Annotated in this window: 31 protein-coding genes; 19 read left to right on the forward strand and 12 right to left on the reverse strand. The window is 54.2% G+C overall.

Annotated elements, in window-relative coordinates:
- Positions 1-37: 37 nt before the first annotated feature.
- Positions 38-1,288: an enterobactin transporter EntS gene (entS, locus tag DEU53_RS19120; RefSeq protein ID WP_110868074.1), complete on the forward strand. Its 1,251-nt coding sequence runs from the start codon at positions 38-40 to the stop codon at positions 1,286-1,288.
- Here the strand turns inward: entS and fepB are convergent.
- On the reverse strand, positions 1,283-2,248 hold the full coding sequence (gene fepB / locus DEU53_RS19125; RefSeq protein ID WP_110868075.1) for a Fe2+-enterobactin ABC transporter substrate-binding protein: 966 nt from the start codon (positions 2,246-2,248) through the stop codon (positions 1,283-1,285). The two genes, entS and fepB, sit on opposite strands and share 6 nt — an antisense overlap.
- A 176-nt stretch (positions 2,249-2,424) precedes the next feature.
- On the opposite strand from fepB, the gene DEU53_RS19130 reads away from it, so the two are divergent.
- The 5 genes from DEU53_RS19130 to DEU53_RS19150 are packed head-to-tail and all read left to right on the forward strand — an operon-like array spanning position 2,425 to position 7,281.
- Positions 2,425-3,606 (forward strand): isochorismate synthase, encoded by a 1,182-nt coding sequence (locus tag DEU53_RS19130; protein WP_110868076.1) that lies wholly within the window; start codon positions 2,425-2,427, stop codon positions 3,604-3,606.
- A gap of 10 nt (positions 3,607-3,616) precedes the next feature.
- Complete coding sequence (locus DEU53_RS19135; protein ID WP_110868077.1) at positions 3,617-5,233, forward strand: (2,3-dihydroxybenzoyl)adenylate synthase; 1,617 nt, start codon at positions 3,617-3,619, stop codon at positions 5,231-5,233.
- 18 nt (positions 5,234-5,251) lie between these two features.
- Positions 5,252-6,106, forward strand: a complete 855-nt coding sequence (locus DEU53_RS19140) for an isochorismatase (protein ID WP_110868078.1) — start codon at positions 5,252-5,254, stop codon at positions 6,104-6,106.
- Entirely contained in the window at positions 6,103-6,861 is a 759-nt protein-coding gene (gene dhbA, locus DEU53_RS19145) for a 2,3-dihydro-2,3-dihydroxybenzoate dehydrogenase (protein WP_101762269.1), read from the forward strand. The genes DEU53_RS19140 and dhbA overlap by 4 nt, the downstream gene beginning before the upstream one ends.
- Positions 6,862-6,864: 3 nt before the next feature.
- Positions 6,865-7,281, forward strand: coding sequence for a hotdog fold thioesterase (locus tag DEU53_RS19150; RefSeq protein WP_110868079.1), 417 nt, complete (start codon positions 6,865-6,867; stop codon positions 7,279-7,281).
- Between the two features lie 40 nt (positions 7,282-7,321).
- Here the strand turns inward: DEU53_RS19150 and cgtA are convergent, their stop codons facing one another.
- From cgtA to rplU, 3 genes are all read right to left on the reverse strand, one after another.
- Entirely contained in the window at positions 7,322-8,497 is a 1,176-nt protein-coding gene (gene cgtA / locus DEU53_RS19155) for an Obg family GTPase CgtA (RefSeq protein ID WP_101762271.1), read from the reverse strand.
- Between the two features lie 249 nt (positions 8,498-8,746).
- Positions 8,747-9,004 carry a 50S ribosomal protein L27 gene (gene rpmA, locus DEU53_RS19160; protein WP_007886647.1) on the reverse strand — a complete coding sequence of 86 codons (258 nt, stop codon included), beginning with the start codon at positions 9,002-9,004 and terminating at the stop codon, positions 8,747-8,749.
- 15 nt (positions 9,005-9,019) lie between these two features.
- Positions 9,020-9,331 carry a 50S ribosomal protein L21 gene (gene rplU / locus DEU53_RS19165; protein ID WP_007886644.1) on the reverse strand — a complete coding sequence of 104 codons (312 nt, stop codon included), beginning with the start codon at positions 9,329-9,331 and terminating at the stop codon, positions 9,020-9,022.
- A gap of 252 nt (positions 9,332-9,583) precedes the next feature.
- Here rplU and ispB point away from each other — a divergent pair, with 252 nt between their 5' ends.
- Together ispB and DEU53_RS19175 are read left to right on the forward strand one after the other, a co-directional pair.
- Positions 9,584-10,555, forward strand: coding sequence for an octaprenyl diphosphate synthase (gene ispB / locus DEU53_RS19170; RefSeq protein ID WP_101762272.1), 972 nt, complete (start codon positions 9,584-9,586; stop codon positions 10,553-10,555).
- 236 nt (positions 10,556-10,791) lie between these two features.
- Positions 10,792-11,073: a helix-turn-helix domain-containing protein gene (locus DEU53_RS19175; RefSeq protein WP_101762273.1), complete on the forward strand. Its 282-nt coding sequence runs from the start codon at positions 10,792-10,794 to the stop codon at positions 11,071-11,073.
- 68 nt (positions 11,074-11,141) lie between these two features.
- Here DEU53_RS19175 and murA read toward each other — a convergent pair whose 3' ends face one another.
- From murA to mlaF, 7 genes are all read right to left on the reverse strand, one after another.
- Positions 11,142-12,401, reverse strand: coding sequence for a UDP-N-acetylglucosamine 1-carboxyvinyltransferase (gene murA, locus DEU53_RS19180; RefSeq protein ID WP_110868080.1), 1,260 nt, complete (start codon positions 12,399-12,401; stop codon positions 11,142-11,144).
- A 46-nt stretch (positions 12,402-12,447) separates the two neighbouring features.
- Positions 12,448-12,705, reverse strand: a complete 258-nt coding sequence (gene ibaG, locus DEU53_RS19185; RefSeq protein ID WP_008104351.1) for a BolA family iron metabolism protein IbaG — start codon at positions 12,703-12,705, stop codon at positions 12,448-12,450.
- Between the two features lie 114 nt (positions 12,706-12,819).
- A complete protein-coding gene (mlaB, locus tag DEU53_RS19190; RefSeq protein ID WP_008104353.1) occupies positions 12,820-13,125 on the reverse strand; it encodes a lipid asymmetry maintenance protein MlaB in 306 nt (101 codons plus the stop codon).
- The gene (gene mlaC / locus DEU53_RS19195) at positions 13,125-13,760 is read right to left on the reverse strand and encodes a phospholipid-binding protein MlaC (RefSeq protein WP_101762276.1); all 636 of its coding nucleotides are present in this window, start codon (positions 13,758-13,760) and stop codon (positions 13,125-13,127) included. The genes mlaB and mlaC overlap by 1 nt, the downstream gene beginning before the upstream one ends.
- Positions 13,761-13,778: 18 nt before the next feature.
- Positions 13,779-14,315, reverse strand: a complete 537-nt coding sequence (mlaD, locus tag DEU53_RS19200; RefSeq protein ID WP_110868081.1) for an outer membrane lipid asymmetry maintenance protein MlaD — start codon at positions 14,313-14,315, stop codon at positions 13,779-13,781.
- Between the two features lie 4 nt (positions 14,316-14,319).
- Positions 14,320-15,102 carry a lipid asymmetry maintenance ABC transporter permease subunit MlaE gene (mlaE, locus tag DEU53_RS19205; protein WP_007886633.1) on the reverse strand — a complete coding sequence of 261 codons (783 nt, stop codon included), beginning with the start codon at positions 15,100-15,102 and terminating at the stop codon, positions 14,320-14,322.
- A 4-nt stretch (positions 15,103-15,106) separates the two neighbouring features.
- Positions 15,107-15,922, reverse strand: coding sequence for a phospholipid ABC transporter ATP-binding protein MlaF (mlaF, locus tag DEU53_RS19210; protein ID WP_008104360.1), 816 nt, complete (start codon positions 15,920-15,922; stop codon positions 15,107-15,109).
- A 227-nt stretch (positions 15,923-16,149) separates the two neighbouring features.
- Between mlaF and DEU53_RS19215 the strand changes: the two genes are divergently transcribed.
- From DEU53_RS19215 to npr, 11 genes are all read left to right on the forward strand, one after another.
- The gene (locus DEU53_RS19215) at positions 16,150-17,133 is read left to right on the forward strand and encodes a calcium/sodium antiporter (RefSeq protein ID WP_101762278.1); all 984 of its coding nucleotides are present in this window, start codon (positions 16,150-16,152) and stop codon (positions 17,131-17,133) included.
- Positions 17,134-17,146: 13 nt separating this feature from the next.
- A complete protein-coding gene (kdsD, locus tag DEU53_RS19220; RefSeq protein ID WP_110868082.1) occupies positions 17,147-18,127 on the forward strand; it encodes an arabinose-5-phosphate isomerase KdsD in 981 nt (326 codons plus the stop codon).
- 13 nt (positions 18,128-18,140) lie between these two features.
- Positions 18,141-18,707, forward strand: a complete 567-nt coding sequence (gene kdsC, locus DEU53_RS19225) for a 3-deoxy-manno-octulosonate-8-phosphatase KdsC (RefSeq protein ID WP_110868083.1) — start codon at positions 18,141-18,143, stop codon at positions 18,705-18,707.
- On the forward strand, positions 18,704-19,276 hold the full coding sequence (gene lptC / locus DEU53_RS19230) for an LPS export ABC transporter periplasmic protein LptC (protein WP_101762281.1): 573 nt from the start codon (positions 18,704-18,706) through the stop codon (positions 19,274-19,276). The genes kdsC and lptC overlap by 4 nt, the downstream gene beginning before the upstream one ends.
- Entirely contained in the window at positions 19,251-19,805 is a 555-nt protein-coding gene (gene lptA / locus DEU53_RS19235) for a lipopolysaccharide ABC transporter substrate-binding protein LptA (protein WP_036648348.1), read from the forward strand. The genes lptC and lptA overlap by 26 nt, the downstream gene beginning before the upstream one ends.
- A 5-nt stretch (positions 19,806-19,810) precedes the next feature.
- Positions 19,811-20,536: an LPS export ABC transporter ATP-binding protein gene (gene lptB / locus DEU53_RS19240; protein WP_008104371.1), complete on the forward strand. Its 726-nt coding sequence runs from the start codon at positions 19,811-19,813 to the stop codon at positions 20,534-20,536.
- 48 nt (positions 20,537-20,584) lie between these two features.
- A complete protein-coding gene (rpoN, locus tag DEU53_RS19245) occupies positions 20,585-22,024 on the forward strand; it encodes an RNA polymerase factor sigma-54 (protein WP_101762282.1) in 1,440 nt (479 codons plus the stop codon).
- 21 nt (positions 22,025-22,045) lie between these two features.
- A complete protein-coding gene (gene hpf, locus DEU53_RS19250; RefSeq protein WP_101762283.1) occupies positions 22,046-22,333 on the forward strand; it encodes a ribosome hibernation promoting factor in 288 nt (95 codons plus the stop codon).
- A gap of 160 nt (positions 22,334-22,493) precedes the next feature.
- The gene (gene ptsN, locus DEU53_RS19255) at positions 22,494-22,976 is read left to right on the forward strand and encodes a PTS IIA-like nitrogen regulatory protein PtsN (protein ID WP_176970221.1); all 483 of its coding nucleotides are present in this window, start codon (positions 22,494-22,496) and stop codon (positions 22,974-22,976) included.
- Between the two features lie 52 nt (positions 22,977-23,028).
- A complete protein-coding gene (rapZ, locus tag DEU53_RS19260; RefSeq protein ID WP_101762285.1) occupies positions 23,029-23,883 on the forward strand; it encodes an RNase adapter RapZ in 855 nt (284 codons plus the stop codon).
- Positions 23,880-24,152 carry a PTS phosphocarrier protein NPr gene (npr, locus tag DEU53_RS19265; protein ID WP_008104379.1) on the forward strand — a complete coding sequence of 91 codons (273 nt, stop codon included), beginning with the start codon at positions 23,880-23,882 and terminating at the stop codon, positions 24,150-24,152. Before rapZ ends, npr begins: the two co-directional genes overlap by 4 nt.
- Positions 24,153-24,157: 5 nt before the next feature.
- On the opposite strand, the gene mtgA is transcribed toward npr, so the two are convergent.
- Positions 24,158-24,880, reverse strand: a complete 723-nt coding sequence (gene mtgA / locus DEU53_RS19270; protein WP_110868084.1) for a monofunctional biosynthetic peptidoglycan transglycosylase — start codon at positions 24,878-24,880, stop codon at positions 24,158-24,160.
- Positions 24,881-25,431: the final 551 nt, after the last annotated feature.

Here is a 25,431-nt window from a genome sequence, read left to right on the forward strand (position 1 = left end):
CGGACGATGAGGAAAATTGGTGCAATAAGGCGAACACATGAACAAATCTTCCCACTTTATCGATCTCTCGCTGCTGAAAACCCATCCGGCTTTTCGCGCGGTGTTTATCGCGCGTTTTATCTCGATTGTCGCGCTCGGCATGCTCGCCGTGGCGGTGCCGGTGCAGATTCAGCACATGACCCATTCACCGCTGCTGGTGGGATTAGCGGTGACACTGGCCGCTGCGGGCATGTTTATCGGCCTGCTCACCGGCGGCGTTTTGGCGGATCGCCATGAACGCAAAAAGCTGATTTTGTTTGCCCGATCCACCTGCGGCTTAGGTTTTATCGCGCTGGCCATTAACGCCGCGCTGCCAGAACCCTCTCTGATCGCGGTTTATCTGCTGGGTTTCTGGGATGGTTTTTTCGGCGCGATTGGCGTCACCGCGCTGCTGGCGGCGACGCCCGCGCTGGTCGGTAGGGAAAACATTATGCAGGCGGGCGCTATCACCATGTTGACGGTGCGCTTCGGCTCCATTTTATCGCCGGCGATTGCTGGTCTGGTGATTGCTCACGGCGGCGTGACGTGGAACTACGCACTCGCTGCCTTTGGCACCTTACTTACCGTGTTAACGCTGCTGAAATTGCCCACTTTGCCGCCGCCGCCACAACCGCGTGAACATCCGCTGAAATCCCTCGCCGCTGGCGTGCAGTTTCTTTTCGCCAGCCCGATTGTCGGCATGGTGGCGCTGATTGGCGCATTAGTCACGCTGGCCAGCGCGGTGCGCGTGCTCTATCCGTCGCTCGCGCCGCATTGGTCTGTAAGCGCTGACCAGCTTGGCCTGATGTATGCCGCCGTGCCGCTCGGCGCAGCTATCGGCGCGTTCACCAGCGGTAAACTGAAACACGCCGCGCGTCCCGGACAGCTGGTGCTCGGCAGTGCGATTGCAGCGTTTGTCGCGTTGGGTTTGTTTAGCCAGATGCCGAACCTGCCGCTGGCGTTAGCCTGTTTAGTCGCTTTCGGTTACTTCAGCGCCATCAACAGCCTGGTGCAGTACGCGATGATTCAGGCATTAACGCCAGATCATCTGTTAGGCCGCATCAACGGCTTGTGGACCGCGCAGAACGTGACAGGCGATGCGATTGGTGCGGCGGTGATTGGTGCGATGGGTTCATGGTTGCTGCCACCGCAGGCCGCCGCGGTATTTGGCTTTACGGCGGCGCTGCTCGGCATCCTGATGTGGTGGGTGATGGGCCGTTTACGTCGTTACCATCCGCCAGCACCGGAGCTGACGGAACAGGCATCATGATTTAACGAACAGCTTCTCCAGGCGCGCCAGCAGATTGCTGGCGCTGTAGTAATCAAGACGGAAGGAATCGACGCCCAGCTCGTAAACCTGCTTGCCCTGCACCGCCGCGTTTTGTGCAAGGAACGGATTGTTCAACACCGATTGCGTGGTTTTATCGTCAGCGGCGAACAGCAGGAAGGTTTTACCGGTCAGGCCGCTGGCAACGTTTTCGCCTGACAGCTGAATGATGTCTTTGCGCTGTCCCATGCTGTGTCCCTGCTCAACCGTCGCCGGTGGCGTTGCCAGGGTGAAGCCAAGTTGTTCCAGCAGCTTGCCCTGCGCCGAAGCCGCGGTCCACACATTGACTGCGCGTCCGCCGCCGTTCCACACCATGGCGGAGACCGGCTGCGGTGGCAGCGTGATGGCTTTTTTCAGCGCCGCTTCACGATCGTCGAAAGCTTTAATGCGCTGCGCTGCCTGCGCTTCATGCCCGGTCGCCTGGCCTAACTGCGTGACGACATCCTGCCAGCTTTTGTCGTCGTAATTGACCACCAGCGTCGGTGCAATAGCCGAAAACTGTTCGGCGAGCTTGATGGCAGAATCGTTGCCGGTGGCGCTGACGATAATCAGATCCGGCGCTTGCGCGGCAACCGCTTCGGCATTCGGCTCACCAATGTACAGACGTTGAAGATGCTGCTTTTTAGCAACGTCGCTCCACTGGCGGAAGAAGCCCTGATCGTCGGCCAGGCGACTGTTCGGCGCAGTCGCGCCGGAAGCAATCACCGGCGCATCAATGGCCAGCAGCGATCCGGTCAGCGTGACGCTGGTCGAGACAATGCGCTGCGGCGCGTGATTGAGCGTAATCGATCCGTTGGCACCCTGAACGGTGCGCGGCCAACCCTGTTCGGCATGAGCGACGCTAGTGAAAATCTGGAAAACACCTATAAGGGCTGCAATGCCCCAAAAACCGCATTTATTCATAAGTTTTGGTCCACTTTTTAGCATATTGCCCTGCTGAGCGTCAGCGCCTGATTACGGCTAAACGCAGCTGAAATCCCGCGAATGGATTGACACTTTTGCCCAATCGACGTAGGTTACAGGCCCATAATAAAAATGATAATCATTCTTAATAATCTTATCATTTATAGGTGAAAATTATGGTGGAATCTTCCACGTTTGAAAATGCCTGGCTGAAGGATTATTCCGCGCTAAGCCGTGGTTTCCTCTTTACCTCGCCGTGGCGTAGTTTGGCAACGCAAGGATGCTATACCACCGTTACCGCGCCGGTAGATGACGCCGCGTCGCTGGACGGTGATTTCCAACAACAGTTACGTCAGCATTTTGCCGCGGCGAAAAAACAGGGCATCGACAATCCGATTCTGGTCGGGGCGATCCCGTTTGACGTCAGCCAGCCCGCCGCGCTGTTTATTCCTGAATCCTATCAGACGTTTAATCGCGCTGACCTGCAAAACGCGTTGCCGGTAAACGTCAGCGATCTGCCGCAGGTGCGACGTCGCACCGCAGTGCCGGATCACGATGTGTTTACCACGATGGTGGCAGATGCGGTGGCGGCCACGCAGCGCGGCGATCTGGATAAAGTGGTGCTGTCGCGTCTGATGGATATCGTTACCGAACAGCCGGTTGATACCGCAGCGCTGATGCAGCGCGTGATTGCGCAGAACCCCAACAGCTACCATTTCCATCTGCCGCTGCCGCAAGGCGGTGCGCTGATTGGTGCCAGTCCGGAGCTGATGCTGCGCAAACAGGGGCGCGATTTTAGCTCTTGTCCGCTGGCGGGCTCAGCGCGGCGCAATCACGACGATGCCCAGCAGGATCGTGCCGCTGGCGATACGCTGATGGATTCCGGCAAAGATCGTCATGAGCATAAACTGGTGACCGACGCGATGCGCGACACCTTGCAGCCGCGCAGCCGTTTGCTGTCGGTGCCGACCATTCCGTCGCTGATTACCACCGCCACGCTGTGGCATCTCGCCACGCAAATCGACGGCGAAGTGCAGGATGAGCGCGAAAATGCGCTGTCGCTGGCCTGCCTGCTGCACCCGACGCCTGCGTTGAGCGGTTTCCCCCATCAGCGCGCGCAGCAGCTTATTCAGCAGCTGGAACCTTTTGATCGCCAACTATTTGGCGGCATCGTCGGCTGGTGCGATAGCCAGGGCAATGGCGAATGGGTGGTCACCATCCGCTGCGGCACCGTGCATGGCACGCGGGTGCGCCTGTTTGCCGGTGCGGGCATCGTGGCCGACTCACAACCCGAATCAGAATGGCGTGAAACCGGCGTGAAGCTGGACACCATGTTGCGCGCCTTTGGACTGCAATAAAGGAAAGAACATGAGCATTCCCTATACTCGCTGGCCGGACGACCTGGCTGCGCGCTATCGCGAAAAAGGTTACTGGCTGGATGTGCCGATGACCGACATTCTGGCGCGTCATCAGCATAATGATGCCATCGCGGTGATTGATGGCGATCGCCAGATCAGCTATCGCGAAATGGACGTGCTGAGCAGCAACCTGGCCGCCGCGCTGCAGCGTCGTGGCCTGCAAAATGGCGATACTGCGCTGGTGCAGCTTGGCAACGTGGCCGATTTTTATGTCACGGCATTTGCGCTGTTTAAGCTCGGCGTAGCGTCAGTATTTGCGCTGTTCAGCCATCAGCGCACCGAACTAAGCGCCTATGCGGCGCAGATCGAACCTAAACTGCTGATTGCCGATCGCACTCACACGCTGTTTGCTGATGATAGCTTTATCAACGCGCTGTGCGCCGCGCAGCCTTCGCTGCAGCAGGTGATTCTGCGTAATGACAACCAGCCGGAAAATACGCTGGAAGCGCTGATGGCGGAAGCTGCGGGTGATTACCTCGCCACACCAACCGCCGCTGATGAAGTGGCGTTTTTCCAGCTCTCCGGCGGCAGCACCGGCACGCCGAAGCTGATTCCGCGCACCCACAACGACTATTACTACAGCATTCGCGCCAGTGATGAGATTTGTCAGGTGACCGCCGATACGCGTTATCTCATCGCCCTGCCCGCGCCGCATAACTTTGCCATGAGCTCCCCGGGTTCGCTCGGTGTGTTTTATGCCGGTGGTCAGGTGATTCTGGCTGCCGATCCCAGCGCCACGCTCTGCTTCCCGCTGATTGAGAAGCATCAGGTCACCGATACCGGTTTGGTGCCGCCGGCGGTGAGTTTGTGGCTACAGGCGATTCAGGAATGGGGCAGTAATAAACAGCTGGCTTCGCTGCAACGCATTCAGGTGGGCGGCGCCAAGCTGGGCGAAACCCTCGCGGCACGTATTCAGCGTGAAATTGGCTGTCAGCTGCAGCAGGTTTTCGGCATGGCCGAAGGTCTGGTGAACTACACGCGCTTTGGCGACGATGAGAACATCATTCTCACCACGCAAGGCCGCCCGATCTCTGAAGATGACGAAGTGTGGGTCGCTGACGAGCACGGCAACGCGCTGCCCACCGGCACCATCGGTCGCCTGATGACGCGCGGCCCCTACACCTTCCGTGGCTACTACAAGAGCCCGGAACATAACGCCGCCAGCTTCGACGCCAACGGGTTTTACTGTTCGGGCGATCTGATTGAGATCGACGCGCAGGGCTACATCACCGTGCAAGGGCGCGAAAAGGATCAGATCAATCGCGGTGGCGAGAAGATCGCCGCGGAAGAGATCGAAAACTTGCTGCAACGCCATCCGGATGTGATCCACGCCGCGCTGGTGTCGATGAACGACGAATTGATGGGTGAAAAGAGCTGCGCCTTTATCGTTGCCAGCCAACCGATCAAAGCGGTGGCGTTGCGTCGTCACCTGCGAGAACTGGGCGTGGCCGAGTTCAAATTACCTGACCGTATTACCTGCGTCGATGCCCTGCCGCTGACGCCTGTCGGCAAGGTGGATAAAAAACGTTTACGCCAACAGCTTGCCGACCAACAAGCGCAAGCCTGACCTGTTCCGGAGATTGTAATGGCTATTCCAAAACTGAACGCTTACGCGCTGCCCGCAGCGACTGAACTGCCTACCAACAAAGTGAAGTGGGCGCTTGAGCCTCAGCGTGCCGCGCTGCTGATTCACGATATGCAGGCTTACTTCCTTAATTTCTGGGGCGAAAACAGCCCGCTGGTTAATCAGGTGGTGGAAAACATCGCTCGTCTGCGTGCTTACTGCAAAGCGCAGGGCATACCGGTGTTCTATACCGCTCAGCCGAACGAACAGAGCGATGCCGATCGCGCACTCCTCAACGACATGTGGGGACCGGGCCTGAACAAACATCCGGATCAGCAGAAGATCGTGGATGCGCTGGCGCCGGATCAGGACGATCAGGTACTGACCAAATGGCGATACAGCGCCTTCGTGCGCTCACCGCTGGAATCGATCCTGCAGGAGATGGGCCGCGATCAGTTGATCATCACCGGCGTGTACGCGCATATCGGTTGCCTGACCACCGCGACTGACGCCTTTATGCGTAATATCCAGCCGTTTATGGTGGCGGATGCGCTGGCCGACTTCACGCGCGAAGAGCACATGATGGCGCTGACTTACACCGCAGGTCGCAGCGGTAAAGTAGTGATGACCGCCGACCTGATGCCGCTGCCGTTGAGCAAAGACGATCTGCGTGCGCTGATTCTGCCGCTGCTGGAAGATGACGATGTACCTGCAGATGACGAGAACCTGATCGATTACGGTCTGGATTCAGTACGCGTGATGGCGCTGGCGGCGCGCTGGCGTCAGGTGCACAGCGACATCGATTTCGTCAGTCTGGCAAAAAATCCGACCATCGATGGCTGGTGGGCGCTGTTATCACGGGTGCCAGCTAAATGAGTGCAACTTTCGATTTCAGTGGAAAAATCGTCTGGGTAACCGGCGCAGGCAAAGGGATTGGTTACCACACCGCGCTGAGCTTCCATCAGGCGGGCGCGCAGGTTATCGGCTTCGATCTGCGTTTCGAACAGGCCGACTATCCTTTCACCACGCAGGTGCTGGATGTGGCGAACGCCGCCGAGGTGAAAGCGGTTTGTCAGCGTTTGCTGGCAGATCAGCCGCGTCTCGATGTACTAGTGAACGGTGCCGGCATCCTGCGTATTGGCAGCACCGATGAACTGTCGTTCGACGATTGGCAGGCGTGTCTGGCGGTGAATGCCGGCGGCGCGTTCAACCTGTTCCAGCAAACCTTGCCAGTGTTTCGCCAGCAGCGTGCGGGTGCGATTGTGACTATCGCCTCTAATGCGGCACATGCGCCGCGCCTTGGTATGTCCGCTTATGGCGCTTCCAAAGCGGCGTTGCGCAGCTTGTGTCTGACCGTGGGTTTAGAGATGGCGCCTTACGGCGTGCGCTGCAATATCGTTTCTCCGGGTTCCACCGATACCGATATGCAACGCAGCCTGTGGCATACGCCAGAAGCCGAGCAGGAGATGATCAATGGTTTCCCGGATCAGTACAAGCTGGGGATCCCGCTGCGTAAGATCGCTAAACCGCAGGAGATCGTTGCTAACGTGATGTTCCTCGCGTCGGATCTTGCCAGCCACGTGGTGCTGCAGGATATTGTGGTCGACGGTGGCGCAACGCTGGGATCCTAAGTTATGGCAATCTGGAAACGTTCGGTCGATGTTGAAACGTTGAATAAGATGGGTGAAAACTCGCTGGTGGCACACGTTGGCATTGTGTTTACCAACATCGGTGAAGATTATCTCGAAGCCACCATGCCGGTGGATGCCCGCACGCATCAGCCGTTTGGCCTGCTGCACGGCGGCGCTTCTGTGGTGCTGGCGGAGTCGATGGGATCGATTGCCGGTTATCTCAGCATCGAAGAAGGTAAAAGCGTGGTGGGGATTGAGGTGAGCGCCAGCCACCATCGTGCAGTAAGCAGCGGTGAAGTGCGCGGTATTTGCCGCCCGTTACACCTTGGTGCGCGTAATCAAAGCTGGCAGATTGAGATTCGTAACGCCCGCGACCAACTGTGCTGCACCTCGAGATTGACGGTGGCGGTGCTGGGTTAAGACATAAAAAAAGCGGCCTTCGGGCCGCTTTTTTGTACGATTAACGCTGGTAAATGATTTCGACGCCTTCGTCGTCTTCTTCGTCCCAGTCGTCATCCCAATCGTCGTCTTCTTCCACTTCCTGCGCCGTTTCCATGGCTTCACGGTGATAATCATCCCACATGAAGGCCACTTTCTCTGGCTCTTTAGTTTCTTCTTCGGCTTCTTTTGGATTTTCGATGATAAAGCTCATCACATCCCAGCAAAGATCTTTCACGCCATCATGGCTAGCCGCAGAGATTAGGTAATATTTTTCTTCCCAGCCTAATGCTTCCACTACCGCTTTGGCACGGCTTTCCGCTTCTTCGCGGCTCAGCAGGTCACATTTGTTGAATACTAACCAGCGCGGCTTCTGGAACAGTTTATCGCTGTATTTCTCCAGTTCGCCGAGAATGATGCGGGCATTTTCTACCGGATCAGATTCATCGATAGGGGCAAGATCGATCAGGTGCAACAGCACGCGACAACGCTCAAGGTGCTTCAGGAAGCGAATACCCAGACCTGCGCCATCCGCTGCACCTTCAATCAGGCCCGGAATGTCGGCGACAACAAAACTCTTTTCATTGTCCATACGCACCACGCCAAGGCTTGGCACCAGCGTAGTGAACGGATAATCCGCGACCTTGGGTTTCGCTGCGGATACCGAGCGAATAAAGGTCGATTTACCGGCATTCGGCAGACCCAACATACCAACGTCAGCCAGCAGCATCAGTTCCAGTTGCAGATCACGCTTCTCGCCCGGTGTTCCCATGGTTTTTTGACGCGGGGAACGGTTAACTGAGGATTTAAAGCGCGTGTTACCAAGGCCATGCCAGCCGCCTTTCGCCACCATCAGCTTCTGCTCATGACGCGTCATGTCGCCCAGCGTTTCGCCGGTACCCTGGTCAATTACGCGGGTACCAACGGGCACTTTAACGATAATGTCTTTACCACGTTTACCGGTGCAATCACGGCTTTGGCCATTCTGGCCACGTTCGGCACGGAAAGACTTTTCAAAGCGATAATCGATCAGGGTGTTGAGGTTTTCATCCGCCAACAAATACACGTCGCCGCCGTCGCCGCCGTCGCCGCCATCCGGGCCGCCTCTTGGAATATATTTTTCACGGCGGAAGCTTACGCAACCATTGCCGCCATCACCCGCGACCGCAAGGATCGTCGCTTCATCTACAAACTTCATTTTATTTCTCCGTCACGCTGTCGTTCACGGCAGCTTGCAGGCCGCAAACGGGTCCGCCAGGGTCTTCTGCGCTGACCGACGGCGGATAATACAAGACTGGCAAAGCCAGGAGTACATAAATTGTACAACAACTGTGCTAAAGCGTAACTGTTATCCAGCAAGCTCAGTAGCAGAATGTAAAAAGCCCCGCAAAGCTGCGGGGCCTTTCATTCGTGTATTCAGACGTTAGACGTCTGCAGCACGACAACCTTACTCAGCAACGATGCTGATATATTTACGGTTGTTCGGGCCTTTAATCTCGAATTTTACTTTGCCGTCTGCGGTGGCAAACAGGGTGTGGTCACGACCACAACCTACGTTGCTACCTGCGTGGAATTTGGTGCCACGCTGACGAACGATGATGCTACCTGCCAAAACAGATTCGCCACCGAAACGTTTTACACCCAGACGTTTTGCGTTGGAGTCGCGACCGTTACGGGTCGAGCCACCAGCCTTCTTATGTGCCATTTGTCAGATCTCCTCTTACGCGCCGATCACAGTGATTTTCACATCTGTGAACCACTGACGGTGACCAGCTTGCTTACGGTAGTGTTTACGACGACGAAACTTAACGATTTTAATTTTCTCGCCACGACCGTGAGCAACAACTTCTGCCTTGATCACACCGCCTGAAACCAGTGGCGCGCCGATTTTCACGTCTTCGCCATTTGCGATCATCAGAACCTGGTCAAACTCAATGGTTTCACCGGTTGCGATGTCCAGCTTTTCCAGGCGAACGGTCTGACCTTCGCTTACTCGGTGTTGTTTACCACCACTTTGGAAAACCGCGTACATATAAAACTCCGCTTCTGCGCGTGCCTTTCTATTCATCAGGCGGCGCGATAAATATTCACAATAGGGCGCGAATTCTACGCAATACTCCAGCAGAAGACAAGAGCACTTTGCACTCTCTTGCAGAAAAAAAGCGCAAGGCGAATGCAAACGTTTCGCAACCCGATTTTTCAAGTACAATCAGTAACAGATTACCTGAACTCACGCTGTGTAAAGCGCTTACCATGCAAAAAACGAGTAAAGCTGAAAAGACGAATGAACTTAGAACAGATTAATGAATTAACCGCGCAGGACATGGCGGCCGTCAACCAGACCATCCTCGAGCAGCTGAATTCAGAAGTCTCACTGATTAACCAGTTGGGCTATTACATCATCAGCGGCGGGGGCAAACGCATCCGTCCGATGATCGCTGTGCTGTCGGCACGCGCGCTGAATTATCAGGGATCGTTGCACATCACTAATGCGGCGCTGATCGAATTTATCCATACGGCGACGCTGCTGCACGATGATGTGGTGGATGAATCCGATATGCGCCGTGGCAAAGCCACCGCTAACGCCGCGTTCGGTAATGCGGCAAGCGTGCTGGTGGGCGATTTTATCTATACGCGTTCATTCCAGATGATGACCAGCATGGGATCCTTAAAGATCCTTGCGCTGATGTCGGAAGCGGTCAACGTGATCGCCGAAGGAGAAGTGCTGCAGTTAATGAACTGCAACGATCCCGATATCACTGAAGAGAGCTACATGCGGGTGATCTACAGCAAAACCGCTCGCCTGTTCGAAGCTGCTTCGCAAGCGTCGGCGATTTTAGCTGAGGCGACGCCCGCGCAGGAAAAGGCGTTACAGGATTATGGTCGCTACCTTGGCACCGCTTTCCAGTTAATTGATGATTTGCTGGATTACAGCGCAGATGGTGAAACGCTGGGCAAAAATACCGGTGATGACCTGAGCGAAGGTAAACCGACGCTGCCATTGCTGCACGCGATGCACAACGGAACGCTTGAGCAGGCGCAGATGATCCGTAAAGCCATTGAAGAAGGTAACGGTCGTCATCTGCTGGAACCGGTGCTGGCAGCGATGCAACAGACTGGCTCGCTGGAGTGGACGCGCAAACGCGCTGAAGAAGAGGCAGATAAAGCCATCGCAGCACTGCAGGTATTACCCGAAAGCCCGTGGCGCAGCGCCCTCGAAGCGCTGGCGCACATGTCAGTACAGCGCGATTTCTGATTTCAACGGGGCCTTCTCTGGCCCCGTTTCCTTCCTCACTCTTCTCCCTTTTTACTTACATCTCTTGCATCGCTTTTGCGAAAAGCGACGCAGTTTCGTGCGCCGGCCAAACATTTACTGGAAAATTACGGGAAACATTTGCTATAAAAATGCGGGTTTTTTCCAGATATCTCTGCCACGGGAGCGCCTTTTTACAGCGGAGATGAAGTAATAACACGGACACGGAGAAGAGAGTTATGTACACAAGGAAAGCGGATTGGCACCCGGCAGATATCATTGCTGCATTACGTAAGAAAGGCACATCACTGGCAGCGCTGTCACGCGAATCAGGGCTAAGCTCCTCAACGCTGGCCAATGCGCTGTCGCGTCCCTGGCCCAAAGGTGAGTGGCTAATCGCCAATGCGATCAAGGTTCATCCGGCAGACATCTGGCCAAGCCGATATTACGATCCTGTTACCGGCCAGTTATTGGATCGCAAGAAGTGCATACGATCGCCGAAGGATCGTAAAAAGATCTGACTGTAATACCAATGAAAAAAAACCAGCCGCGTTGCCGTGACTGGTTTTTTTGATCTACGAAGCAGAAATTATTCGCCGCTTACGCGTTCGATATTTGCACCCATCGCTTTCAACTTATCTTCGATGTGTTCGTAGCCACGGTCGATGTGATAGATACGATCCACTATCGTGGTGCCTTCCGCGATACAACCCGCCAGCACCAGACTCGCTGATGCACGCAAATCGGTGGCCATCACCTGCGCACCCGACAAGGTTTCTACGCCATGACAAATCGCTGTATTGCTCTCAATTTCCGCGTGCGCGCCCATACGAATCAGCTCAGGGATATGCATAAAGCGGTTTTCGAAGATGGTTTCGGTAATCACACCGGTTCCTTCTGCCACCAGGTTCAACAGTGTGAACTGCGCCTGCATGTCAGTAGGGAAGCCAGGATGCGGCGCGGTACGGATATTCACCGCTTTTGGACGCTTACCGTGCATATCCAGGCTGATCCAATCTTCGCCCACTTCGATCTCTGCACCAGCCTCACGCAATTTAGACAGCACGGCATCCAGAGTATCTGGCTTCGTGTTGTGGCAAACAACTTTGCCCCGTGAAATGGCTGCTGCGACCAGGAAAGTACCGGTTTCGATACGATCTGGCAGCACGCGATAAACGCCGCCGCCCAGACGCTCAACACCTTCAATGGTGATTTTGTCTGTGCCCGCGCCGGTGATTTTCGCACCCAACGTGTTGAGGAAGTTTGCCGTATCGACAATCTCCGGCTCACGCGCGGCGTTCTCAATGATGGTGATGCCGGTGGCCAGCGTGGCCGCGCTCATGATGGTAACGGTAGCGCCGACAGACACTTTATCCATCACGATATGCGCGCCCTTCAGACGGCCATTGACAGAAGCTTTAACGTAGCCCTCTTCCAGCTTAATTTCCGCACCCAGCTGTTCCAGGCCAGTAATGTGCAGATCGACCGGGCGTGCACCGATAGCGCAGCCGCCCGGCAGTGAAACCTGGCCCTGACCAAAACGCGCCACCAGCGGACCCAGCGCCCAAATTGAAGCACGCATGGTTTTCACTAAATCGTATGGCGCACTGAAAACATTAACTTCGCGAGCATCAACGTGGACCGAACCATTGCGCTCAACGCGCGCACCCAGCAGATTCAGCAGCTTCATGGTGGTATCGATATCACGCAGCTTCGGTACGTTCTGAATCTCTACCGGCTCTTCAGCCAGCAGCGCAGCAAACAGAATCGGCAACGCAGCATTCTTCGCCCCGGAAATGGTCACTTCACCACTTAAACGGGTGGGGCCTTGCACACGAAATTTGTCCATTAACACCGCTCTCAATTATCTATCAATAAAACAACCGGTGAGGCACTTAGAAACCGTTGAGTTTACGGTCGCGCGCCCACTCGGCTGGGGTATAAGTTTTGATGGAAACCGCATGAATACGGTTATCCGCAATATATTCCATCAGCGGCGCGTACACAGCCTGCTGCTTCTTCACGCGGCTCAGTTCGCCGAACATTTCGCCCACCGCGATGACCTGAAAATGGCTGCCATCGTTGCTGAGTACGTGTACTTCTTCTAATGCCAGCGCCTGCATCAGCACGGCCTGAACTTCACTATTTTCCATCGCTCGTTACTTCGCTTAATAATAATAAGGCAGACATCTTAGAGGAAAGCGCCTGACTCTTAAATACGCAAAAGCCCCTGAAAAAATCAGGGGCTTAGCATCGACATCATTAGATCAGGCGATTTTTTCCGCAGAAACAATAATCTGCTGCAGGTTATACAGCGTGATCAGTGACTGGAGTTTATCGGAGATCCCAGAGAAAAGTGGTGCGCTGCCTTGAGCACGCGCAATTTCACGCAGATGCACCAATAGCGCTAAACCCGCTGAATCCACCCTTTCCAGCCCGGCGACATCAATGGTGGTGATATCCGCCACCGCAGTGTCACGTTCCTGCCACAAGGTCAGCAAAGTATCACGATCTAATTTGCCGCTTAAGGCCAGCGTGCTGGCAGTGCGCTGCCAGCGTAACGGTTCACTCATTATTGCTTTTTATCCAGGGTGATCGGCTGTGCGGCATAGGTTTTCAGCTGAGCCGTCAAGCCATCAATGCCTTTGGTACGCAGCAGATCGCCCCACTCATTCTGTTTCGTGGTGATCATGCTGATGCCTTCGGCCACCATATCATACGCCTGCCAGTTGCCGGTTTGGCTGTTCTTACGCCACTGGAAATCGAGACGCACAGGCGGGCGCCCATTAGGATCGATGATGGTGACGCGAATCGCCACGATATTGGCATCGCCAATCGGCTGCTCCGGCTGAATCTGGTAGGTTTGACCGTTGTACAGCGCCAGCGCCTGGCCGTAAGCCTGTGCCAGATAATCACCGAACGCGGCAAAGTAGGCATCACGTTGCGCCGGTGTCGCATCGCGATAATAGCGACCAAGAACCAACGCACCGGCATATTTTATCTGTACGTACGGCATCAGTTCCTGACGTACCACTTCGCGCAGATAGTTCGGATCCTGCTTAATCTTCGGCTGTTCGTTTTTCAGGCGGGTGAAGGTCTTTTCCGCCGCTTCGTTCATCAGCTTGTAAGGATTGGTTTGATCCGCTGCGGCGTTGGCTGCCAGCGGTGCGATTGCCAACAGGGCAATCATCAGTAAACGTTTAAACATCATGTTTTACCTCGTAGGTTATTCCGTTGTTGCAGATGCTGCCGGTGCACTCTGCGCACCCTGTGATTTATCGTCAGATTTGTTATCGCCGCTTTTATAGAGGAATTGACCGATCAGGTCTTCCAGCACCAGCGCCGACTTGGTGTCACGCAGCGTGCCGCCATCTTTCAGCATAGAAGAGCCAAGCTCGGGATCGTCAAAACCTAAATTCAGCGCCAGGAACTGCTCACCGAGCAGGCCTTGAGTGCGGATGGCTAATGAGCTGGTGTCGGGAATTTTATCAGCGTATTTATCGCTAATATCCATGGTCACACGCGGTGAGAGGGTTTTCTCATCCAGCGCAATATCTGACACCCGGCCAATCAACACGCCGCCAATTTTCACCGGAGAACTGACTTTCAGTCCGCCGATATTATCGAAGGTGGCATACATCTTCCACGTTGGTTCGGTGCCGATAGTTTTGAGATCGGCAACGCGCAGGCCGAGGAATAACAGCGCCAGCAGCGCAGCCAGCATGAAGACGCCAACCCAGATTTCGTTTTTCTTGCTTTGCATTGCATCAATTCCCAAACATCAGTGCTGTCAGCACAAAATCCAAACCGAGTACCGCCAGTGAAGCATGCACCACGGTACGCGTTGTCGCACGACTGATCCCTTCCGAGGTCGGGATGGCATCATAACCATTAAACAGCGCAATCCAGGTTACCGTGACGGCAAAGACTGCGCTTTTGATCATGCAGTTAACGACATCAGTGCGGAAATCTACCGCGTTCTGCATCGCCGACCAGAAGAAACCGGGATCGATCCCTTTCCAGCTCACGCCAACCAGCGCGCCACCGGCAATACCAACGGCGGTAAAGATCAACGCCAGCAACGGCATGCTGATAAATCCGGCCCAGAAGCGCGGTGATACCACGCGACGTAGCGGATCGACGGCCATCATCTCCATGCTGGAGAGCTGTTCGGTGGCTTTCATCAGCCCGATTTCAGCGGTTAACGCTGAACCCGCACGGCCAGCAAACAGCAACGCCGTGACGACCGGACCGAGCTCACGCAGCAGCGAGAGCGCTACCAGCATGCCAAGGCTGGTTTCCGCATTGTAAGTGGTGAGCACCAGATAGCCTTGCAGCCCCAGCACCATGCCAATAAACAAGCCAGATACCACGATGATCAGTAACGATAACACGCCCACGCTGTACAGCTGTTTCACCAGCAGCGGCGCATGGCGACGAAACGCCGGCTTACCGACTAACGCATGAAATAACATGAGGCCTGCGCGGCCAAAAGCGGCACAGGTATTGATTCCCTGACGTCCAAATGACGCTAGCGCCTGTAACAACATCAGTTTACGTTCTCCCTGAGCGGGTCAAGTCGCTGAGATAATCGCCAGCGGCAAAGCGGAAAGGCACCGGACCATCCGCATGACCCTCGATAAACTGGCGCACACGCGGATCGGGATTTTCCCGCAGTTCCGGCGCGCTACCCTGAGCAATGATTTTTTGTCCGGCAACAATATAGGCATGATCGGCAATGCTCAAGACCTCAGGCACATCGTGTGAAACCACGATGCAGGTCAGGCCCAGAGCATGATTCAGTTCATCAATTAACTTCACCAGCACGCCCATGGTAATTGGATCCTGGCCGACAAAAGGCTCATCGAACATGATTAGTTCGGGTTCCAGCGCGATAGCACGCGCCAGCGCCGCACGGCGGGCCATACCGCCAGAAAGTTCAGCAGGCATTAGTTTAGCGGCTCCACGCAAACCCACCGCTTCCAGCTTCATCAATACGGTGCTGTGCAACAGCTCTGGCGGCAGCTGCGTATGTTCACGCAACGGCCAGGCAACGTTTTCATACACGTTGAGATCGGTAAACAGCGCGCCGGACTGAAACAGCATGCTCATTTTTTTACGCGCTTCGTACAATTTGGTGCGGGAAAGCGTCGGGATATTTTGATCGCGGAACCAAATCTCGCCTTTATCGGGCTGTAATTGCCCACCGATCAGACGCAATAATGTGGTTTTGCCAATTCCGGACGGGCCCATAATCGCGGTGACTTTACCGGCAGGTACCGTTAACGAGATGTCGTCGAAGATAGTACGATCTCCGCGCGTGAAACTGACGCCACGAACCTCAACCAGATTCGTTTGCTGCTGGATCATCTTTACCTCTTTATGCGGATCGGGCGCTATCAAAGCTGTGGATGGTAGCCTGGTAGCCTCGAATGCACGATAGTTTTACAGAAACTTACCCACTTAGTGTGGCGAAAACGGCCTTAAAATTTACTTTTGCCTCTCAGACAGTCAAAATCAGCGCCTGTTAGTGCGTGCAGAATGTTTTTACCCGTCGGACAAGGTTCGCCGACACCTCCATCCATCAAGGATTTTTAATGTTCGTAGCCTCTGCCTTGCTGTTTATCGGATTGATTTTACTGGTTTACGGTGCCGACCGTTTGGTATTTAGCGCCGCGATCCTCTGTCGATCCTTTGGCATCCCACCGCTGATCATTGGTATGACGGTGGTAAGCATTGGCACATCATTACCGGAATTGATCGTCTCGTTTTCGGCCGCACAGCATGGGCAGATGGATTTAGCGGTTGGCACCGCGCTGGGCTCGAACATTACCAATATTCTATTAATTCTGGGCGGCGCGGCACTGCTCCACCCATTGACAGTACACTCCAATCTGATTCGGCGCGAATTGCCATTAATGCTGCTAGTCTCACTGCTCAGCGGCATCATGCTGTTTGATAACTATTTAAGTCGACTCGACGGCATCGCGTTACTGCTGATTGCATTGGGTTATCTGCTGGTGGTGATTCGCATTGCTCGTCGTGCTGAACGCGATAACAACGACACGCTAACCCGCGAACAGCTGGCGGAGCTGCCGCGCGATGAGGCAGGCAACACCGTGGCCTTTCTGTGGCTGGCGGTTGCACTGATTATTTTGCCGATGTCGACGCGTATGGTGATCGACAACGCTACCGTCTTTGCCGACTACTTTGGTGTGAGCGAACTGGTGATGGGCCTGACGCTAATCGCCGTCGGCACCAGTTTGCCCGAACTGGCCACCGTGGTGGCTGGCGCGCTGAAAGGTGAGGACGATATCGCGATCGGTAACCTGATCGGCGCCAATATTTTCAATCTGGCGATTGTTCTCGGCCTGCCGGCGCTGATTCATCCCGGTAGCGTTGATGCGCATGCCTTCGCACGTGATTACTGGGTGATGCTGGCAGTGAGCGTACTGTTCGCCCTGCTCTGCCTGCTGCGCAAACGCCGTATTGGTCGTATCGCAGGCACACTATTATTAGGTGGTTTTATCGCGTGGGTGCTGTGGCTATGGCTGAGCCCCATGCTTATCACAAGCTATTAAGGACGGACTGACCATGTCACATCAGCAACCGGATTTCGATTTTCAGCAAGCAGGCAAAGCGGTGCTGCGCATCGAACGCGAAGGGCTGGAGCAGCTTGATCAATATATCAATGATGATTTCGATCGCGCCTGCGCGATGATCTTTGCCTGCCGCGGCAAAGTGGTGGTGATGGGCATGGGCAAATCCGGGCATATCGGTAAAAAAATGGCCGCGACTTTTGCCAGCACCGGTACACCTTCGTTCTTTGTGCATCCCGGCGAAGCCAGCCACGGCGATCTCGGCATGGTCAGCACCAATGATGTGGTGATCGCGATTTCTAACAGCGGTGAATCCGGCGAAATCCTTGCGTTGGTGCCGGTGTTAAAGCGCCAGAAAGTGCAGCTGATTTGTATCACCGGTCGTCCGGAAAGCGCGATGGGCCGCGCTGCGGATGTGCATCTGTGTGTGAAAGTGCCGCAGGAAGCTTGTCCGCTCGGCCTGGCACCTACCACCAGCACCACCGCGACTTTAGTGATGGGCGATGCGCTGGCCGTGGCGTTATTGGAAGCGCGCGGATTTACCCAGGAAGATTTTGCTCTGTCACATCCCGGCGGTGCGCTGGGCCGCAAACTGCTGCTGCACGTCAGCGATATCATGCACAGCGGCGATGAAATTCCTCACGTTAGCCGTGATGCGTCGATGCGGGATGCGCTGCTGGAAATTACCCGTAAGAATCTCGGTTTGACGGTCATCGTCGATGACCTAATGAAAATCGAAGGCATCTTCACCGATGGTGACTTGCGTCGCGTGTTTGATATGGGCATCGATTTCCAGAAAGCCACCATTCAGGAAGTGATGACCAGCGGCGGCATTCGCGTGCGCCCCAACATGCTGGCTGTTGACGCCCTTAATTTGATGCAAAACAAAAACATCACCGCCCTGCTGGTGGCCGATGACGATCGCCTGCTCGGTGTGGTACATATGCATGACATGCTGCGCGCTGGCGTGGTCTGAACAGGAAGAAATAATGAGTGCTGAAACGGCGATGGTCGAGACTTGCTACGGTCCGGTGAGCGCGGACGTCATGGCGCGTGCTGCGAAGATTCGCCTGCTGATTTGTGACGTCGATGGCGTGATGTCCGATGGCGTCATTTATCTGGGCAACAGCGGTGAAGAGCTGAAAGCTTTTAACGTGCGTGATGGTTATGGCGTGCGTTGCCTGCTGACCTCCGGCGTCGAAGTGGCTATTATTACCGGCCGCAAAGCAAAACTGCTGGAAGATCGCTGTAAGACGCTCGGCATTACGCATCTTTACCAGGGACAATCGGATAAGCTTTTGGCCTGGCGGGAACTCCTGGATAAACTGTCATTAACGGCCGATCAGGTCGCCTACATTGGCGATGACCTGATCGACTGGCCGGTAATGGCGCAGGCGGGTTTGAGCGTTGCCGTTGCTGATGCTCACCCGATTTTACTGCCGCGCGCGCATTATGTGACCCGCATTGCTGGTGGCCGCGGTGCGGTACGTGAGTTGTGCGATCTGATTTTGATGGCGCAGAACAAATTTGAGGATGCCAAAGGGCAATCAATATGAGTAAGAGCAGGCGTTGGATGACGCTGATCCTGGCCTTGATCGCCTTAGTGCTGATCGGCTGGAATCTCACCAACCAGGATGACGACAGAACGCCGGTGGCAACCAACGATCAAGCGCCAACCTACACCAGCGAGAAATCGAACACGGTGGTGTATAACCCCACAGGCGCGCTGGGCTATAAGCTGGTCTCCGATAAAGTGACCTACTTTGCTGCCGATGAGATAAGTTGGTTCGATAATCCGGTGATGACCACCTATGACGTTAATAAAGTGGCGACATGGTCGGTGCGCGCCGATAAGGCAAAGCTGACCAAAGATCGTATGCTTTATCTTTACGGCAACGTTGTAGTCAATTCTTTGACTCAGGATTCACAGCTTGAGCGCATCCTTACCGATAACGCTCAGGTTAATTTGGTCACCCAGGATGTGACATCTGACGATCAAGTCACCCTTTTTGGCCGCAGTTTTAATTCCACTGGCATGAAAATGCGCGGCAATTTACGGACGAAACATGCTGAGCTGCTTGAAAAGGTCAAAACTTCCTATGAAATTCAAAATGAACAAAAATAGCCTTAAGTTATTGCTGGTGAGTACGCTGCTGGCAACGAGCCTGCCTGCGCTGGCATTAACCGGCGACTCAGACAAACCGGTAAATATCGACTCCGTTAACCAGGCGTTGGATCTGCAGGGCAACGTCGCGACCTTTACCGGCAACGTAATTGTGACGCAGGGTTCCATCAAGATTACCGCCGATAAAGTGGTGGTCACTCGTCCGGGCGGCGATAGCAAAAAAACCATTGTTGATGCTTACGGCACGCCAGCCACCTTCTATCAGATGCAGGATAACGGTAAGCCGGTGCAAGGCCACGCCAGTAAACTGCACTATGAATTGGCGAACGATTTTGTTGAGCTGACCGGCAATGCCTTCATTCAGCAGCAGGACAGCAACATCAAAGGCGACCGCATCACTTACCTGGTGAAAGAGCAGAAGATGCAGGCGTTCAGCCAGGGCGACAGCAAGCGCGTGACTACCGTTTTGGTACCGTCGCAGCTGCAGGACAAAAACGGTTCGTCCGCGAGCCCTAAAAAGAGTAACTGATTGCTATGGCTACACTAATCGCTGAAAACCTGGCGAAAGCCTACAAAGGCCGCCGCGTGGTGGAAGATGTTAGCCTGCAGGTAAAATCCGGCGAGATTGTCGGCCTGCTGGGCCCAAACGGTGCCGGTAAAACCACCACCTTTTACATGGTGGTGGGTATTGTGCCGCGCGATGCCGGCCGCATCGTGATTGATGATGAAGACATCAGCATTCTGCCGCTGCATGCGCGCGCCCGTCGCGGCATCGGCTATCTGCCGCAGGAAGCCTCGATCTTCCGTCGCCTGAGCGTGTACGACAACCTGATGGCTGTGCTGCAGATCCGTGATGATTTAACCGAAGAACAGCGTCAGGATCGGGCCAACGAGCTGATGGAAGAGTTCCATATTGGCCATCTGCGCGACAGCATGGGCCAGGCGCTGTCGGGTGGTGAACGCCGTCGTGTGGAAATTGCCCGCGCGCTGGCGGCTAATCCGAAATTCATCCTGCTGGATGAGCCTTTTGCCGGTGTTGACCCGATCTCGGTTATCGACATCAAGAAAATCATCGAGCATCTGCGTGACAGCGGCCTTGGCGTGCTGATTACCGACCACAACGTGCGTGAAACCCTCGCGGTGTGTGAACGCGCTTATATCGTCAGCCAGGGACATTTAATTGCCCATGGCACGCCTGATGAAATTCTTGTAGATGAGCAAGTTAAGCGTGTTTATTTGGGCGAAGAGTTCAGACTCTGATAAGGTGTTGTAACACCCTACGTTTGCTTAGGAAATTCTTACCGAATTATGAAGCAAGGTTTGCAACTCAGGCTCAGCCAACAGCTGGCGATGACTCCACAGTTGCAGCAAGCCATTCGCTTGCTGCAACTCTCTACGCTTGAACTCCAGCAAGAACTGCAACTGGCGCTGGAAAGCAATCCGCTGCTTGAACAAACCGAACTGCACGAAGAAGTTGACGCACGTGAATTTCAGGATCAGGAAAGTGATTCGTTAGACACGCGCGAAGCGCTTGAGCAGAAAGATATGCCTGAAGAGCTTCCGCTCGACGCTACCTGGGACGAAATCTACACCGCAGGCACACCGTCAGGCACCGGCACCGATTACCAGGATGACGAACTGCCGATCTACCAAGGCGAAACCACCCAATCGCTGCAGGATTACCTGATGTGGCAGGTTGAGTTAACGCCGTTCACTGATACCGATCGCGCGATTGCCACGTCAATTGTTGATGCCATTGATGACACCGGCTACCTCACCGTCAGCTTACAAGACATTTATGACAGCATTGGTGATGAAGAGCTGGCGCTGGAAGAAGTCGAAGCCGTGCTCAAGCGCGTGCAGCGTTTTGATCCAATCGGCGTCGGTGCACGTGATTTGCGTGATTGCCTGTTAGTCCAGCTGTCGCAATATGCTGCCGACACGCCCATGCTGGCGGAAGCACGCCTGATTGTTAGCGAACATCTCGATCTGCTGGCCAACCATGATTTCCGCAGCCTAATGCGCGTAACCCGCCTGAAGGAAGAAGTGCTGAAAGAGGCGATGCTGCTGATTCAGTCACTCGATCCGCGCCCAGGCCAGTCAATTAACACCAGCGAACCGGAATATGTCATTCCCGATGTTCTGGTGCGCAAAATCAGCAAGCGCTGGACGGTTGAACTCAATTCGGACAGCATGCCGCGCCTGAAAATCAATCAGCAGTATGCGGCGATGGGCGGAGCTGGCCGTAATGAAAGCGATAACCAGTTTATTCGCAGCAACTTACAGGAAGCCAAGTGGCTGATTAAGAGCCTGGAGAGCCGCAACGACACGCTGCTGAAAGTGACACGCTGTATCGTTGAACAGCAGCAGGCGTTTTTTGAGCAGGGTGAGGAGTACATGCGTCCGATGGTGTTGGCGGATATCGCCCAAGCTGTTGATATGCATGAATCCACCATTTCCCGCGTGACCACGCAAAAGTATTTACACAGCCCGCGTGGCATCTTTGAACTGAAGTATTTTTTCTCCAGTCACGTCAACACCGAAGGCGGCGGCGAAGCCTCTTCCACGGCGATTCGTGCATTAGTGAAAAAATTAATCTCGGCGGAAAACCCCGCAAAACCCTTGAGCGACAGCAAACTGACCTCCATGTTGTCTGAACAGGGCATCATGGTTGCGCGACGTACGGTTGCTAAATATCGCGAGTCTTTATCTATACCGCCATCAAACCAGCGCAAGCAATTGGTTTGACCGAACGAAGAAGGAAGACCTATGCAGCTAAACCTTACCGGACTTAATGTTGAAATTACCGAACCTCTGCGTGAATTTGTAAATACCAAATTTGCCAAACTGGAACACTATTTTGATCGTATCAATCAGGTTTATATTGTTCTGAAGGTAGAGAAGGTGACGCAGGTTGCGGATGCAACACTGCACGTTAACGGCGGAGAGCTGCATGCCACATCGGAAGCGGAAGACATGTACGCGGCCATCGACGGGTTAATCGATAAACTTTCCCGTCAGCTGACCAAACACAAAGACAAACTGAAAAAACACTAACCTTCACGCTTGCAGAGTGCTGACTGATTCGGCACTTAGAGCATAAATGGGGCGGAACTTACCGCCCCGTTTTGTCATCTGCGCAAGCGCCAGCGGGTGAACGGTAATGAAATCAATTGCCTGAAACTCGCGGCTATGTGAACTCGCAAGTGAAACGATGATGAACAACGATCTAACACTGGAATTGAGCTCGGTCCTATCACTGGACTGTACCCGTAGCGGCGTACACTGCCAGAGTAAAAAACGCGCGCTGGAGATTATCAGCGAGCTGGCAGCGAAGCAGCTCAATCTGCCGCACCAGACGCTTTTCGAAGCCATCCTGACCCGCGAACGCATGGGCAGTACCGGTATTGGTAACGGCATCGCCATTCCACATGGCAAGCTGGAAGAGGACACCTTACGCGCTGTCGGCGTGTTTATTAGCCTCGATCAGCCTATCGCTTTTGATGCGGTAGATAATCAGCCGGTTGACCTGCTGTTTGCCCTGCTGGTACCCGCGGACCAGTGTAAAACCCACTTACACACGCTTTCGCTGGTTGCCAAACGCCTCGCAGATAAAACCGTCTGTCGTCGTTTGCGCGCGGCACAGAGCGACCAAGAGCTCTACGCCATTATCACAGAAGCTCAGGAAGCACACTCTTAAGCGAGAAACACTTTTACCGGCGTTTTCGCCGGTTTAAAACGGGAGAAATGTGATGGTGCTGATGATCGTTAGCGGTCGGTCAGGCTCAGGAAAATCAGTCGCGCTGCGTGCCCTCGAAGATATGGGCTTTTACTGTGTCGACAACTTGCCGGTGGTCTTGCTACCGGAGCTGGCGAATACCTTAACCGAACGCAATATCTCTGCGGCGGTCAGCATTGACGTGCGTAACATGCCGGAATCACCGGAAGTCTTTGAAGCGGCGCTCAACAATCTGCCCGATGCCTTTTCGCCGCAGCTGCTGTTTCTTGATACCGATCGCAACACGTTGATTCGCCGCTACAGCGATACGCGTCGCCTGCATCCGCTCTCCAGCAAAAACTTGTCGCTGGAGAGTGCTATCGATGAAGAGAACGATCTGCTGGAGCCACTGCGCTCACGCGCCGATCTGATTATCGATACCTCTGAGATGTCGGTTCATGAGCTGGCGGAGATGCTGCGTACCCGCCTGTTAGGCAAGCGTGAGCGTGAACTGACCATGGTGTTTGAGTCATTCGGCTTCAAACACGGCATTCCGATCGACGCCGATTATGTTTTCGATGTGCGCTTCCTGCCAAACCCGCACTGGGATCCTAAGCTGCGTCCGATGACCGGTCTGGATCGTCCAGTGGCCGCCTTCCTCGATCGTCACACCGAAGTGCACAATTTTATCTATCAAACGCGCAGCTATCTGGAACTGTGGCTGCCGATGCTGGAAACCAATAACCGCAGCTATCTCACCGTCGCCATTGGCTGTACCGGCGGTAAGCATCGTTCGGTGTATATCGCGGAACAACTGGCGGATTATTTCCGTTCACGCGGTAAAAACGTGCAGTCTCGTCATCGCACTCTGGAAAAACGCAAATCATGACCGTGAAGCAAACCGTTGAGATTCGTAACAAGCTGGGCATGCATGCGCGCCCAGCGATGAAGCTGTTCGAGCTGGTGCAGAGTTTTGATGCTGAAGTGTTGCTGCGTAACGAATCGGGCACCGAAGCGGAAGCCAGCAGCGTGATTGCGTTGCTGATGCTCGACTCAGCGAAAGGCGGTCATATTGAAATCGAAGCCAGCGGCCCGCAGGAAGAGCAGGCGCTGGCAGCGGTCATCGAACTGTTTGAAGCGGGCTTTGACGAAGATTAAGCCTTTCAATGCAGCTTGTAGCGATTCAGGAAACCTTCGCCGCCTAACTGGCGCATCTGCCGCATAATCCACTGCTGGCGCTGTCGCGTGTAGCCTGAAGGCGCATCGGCACGGAAGCGGATCGGATTGGGTAGAACCGCCGCCAGTAGCGCGGCTTCAGACATCGTCAGGCGGCTGGCGGGTTTATGGAAATAGCGCTGTGAGGCCTCTTCCACGCCAAATACGCCATCGCCAAATTCTGCAATATTGAGATAAACCGTCAGGATGCGCCGCTTGGTCCACACGGTTTCGATTCCCACCGTGAGTCCTGCTTCCAGCCCTTTACGCACCCAGCTGCGGCCATCCCATAGAAACAGGTTTTTCGCCGTCTGCTGAGACAAGGTTGAAGCTCCGCGCATGCGTTCATTGCCATCGTTATCCAGCACTGATTGAATGGCATCAACATCAAAGCCCCAATGCTCGGGAAACTTTTGATCTTCAGAAGCGATAACCGCTAAAGCCATCCACGGCGAGATCTCGTCCATGCCGACCCAATCCGAGTGCGCCACATAATCAAAACGCCCTGTAAACCAGGCACCGATTTGCCGCTCCACCATTACCGCCGAAAACGGTACCGGTAAAAAAGCAAACAGCAGAATGCCCGCTAACCAGATGCCGAGCCAGGCCAGCAGCACTTTAGCAATCAGTACTTTAATACGTTTTCCCAGCGTCCCTTTACTCTTGCTCATGCAATTTTCTCTTACCTGTTCCCTGTATTAATCAATCACCCAAGTCACAATAGCTAACACCAACGATTAACCACTAAATTTTATCCTCTGATTGGCAAAAACGTCAGTGAAATTGTTGCCTGCGCAATCAACGTTCCTCTATTAGAGCCAATCACATCAAGCACTTCCGCCAAAAAGGAATCGGTTCCATGATGTTAAATGCACCAGGCGCTGCGTGCATGAACACTTAACTGAATGTGATATCGCTCACGCAAAAGCTTTCATGAAGCTTAACTATCATTTTTTATGATGTTCGAACTTGTTCATTGATTACAGAGACCAATCTGAAAAATGCGACCAAATCTGTATGATCCTGCCTGCATTGGGCCTCAATGATGGTAAAGCGATTTACCGCACAATTGGTTTACATCATTCAATAAACTATAAACTGGAACTTTCCGTTTAAGGTTTCCAAAACGTTTTGGATAAGCCGTCAGAAAACCTTACTTTATTCATCAATATCAGCATGTTAACCTAACTTAACTTCAATTTTTTGTCAGAATCACATTTTC

Source organism: Pantoea sp. AG1095, from assembly GCF_003208415.1.
Classification (GTDB): domain Bacteria; phylum Pseudomonadota; class Gammaproteobacteria; order Enterobacterales; family Enterobacteriaceae; genus Pantoea; species Pantoea leporis.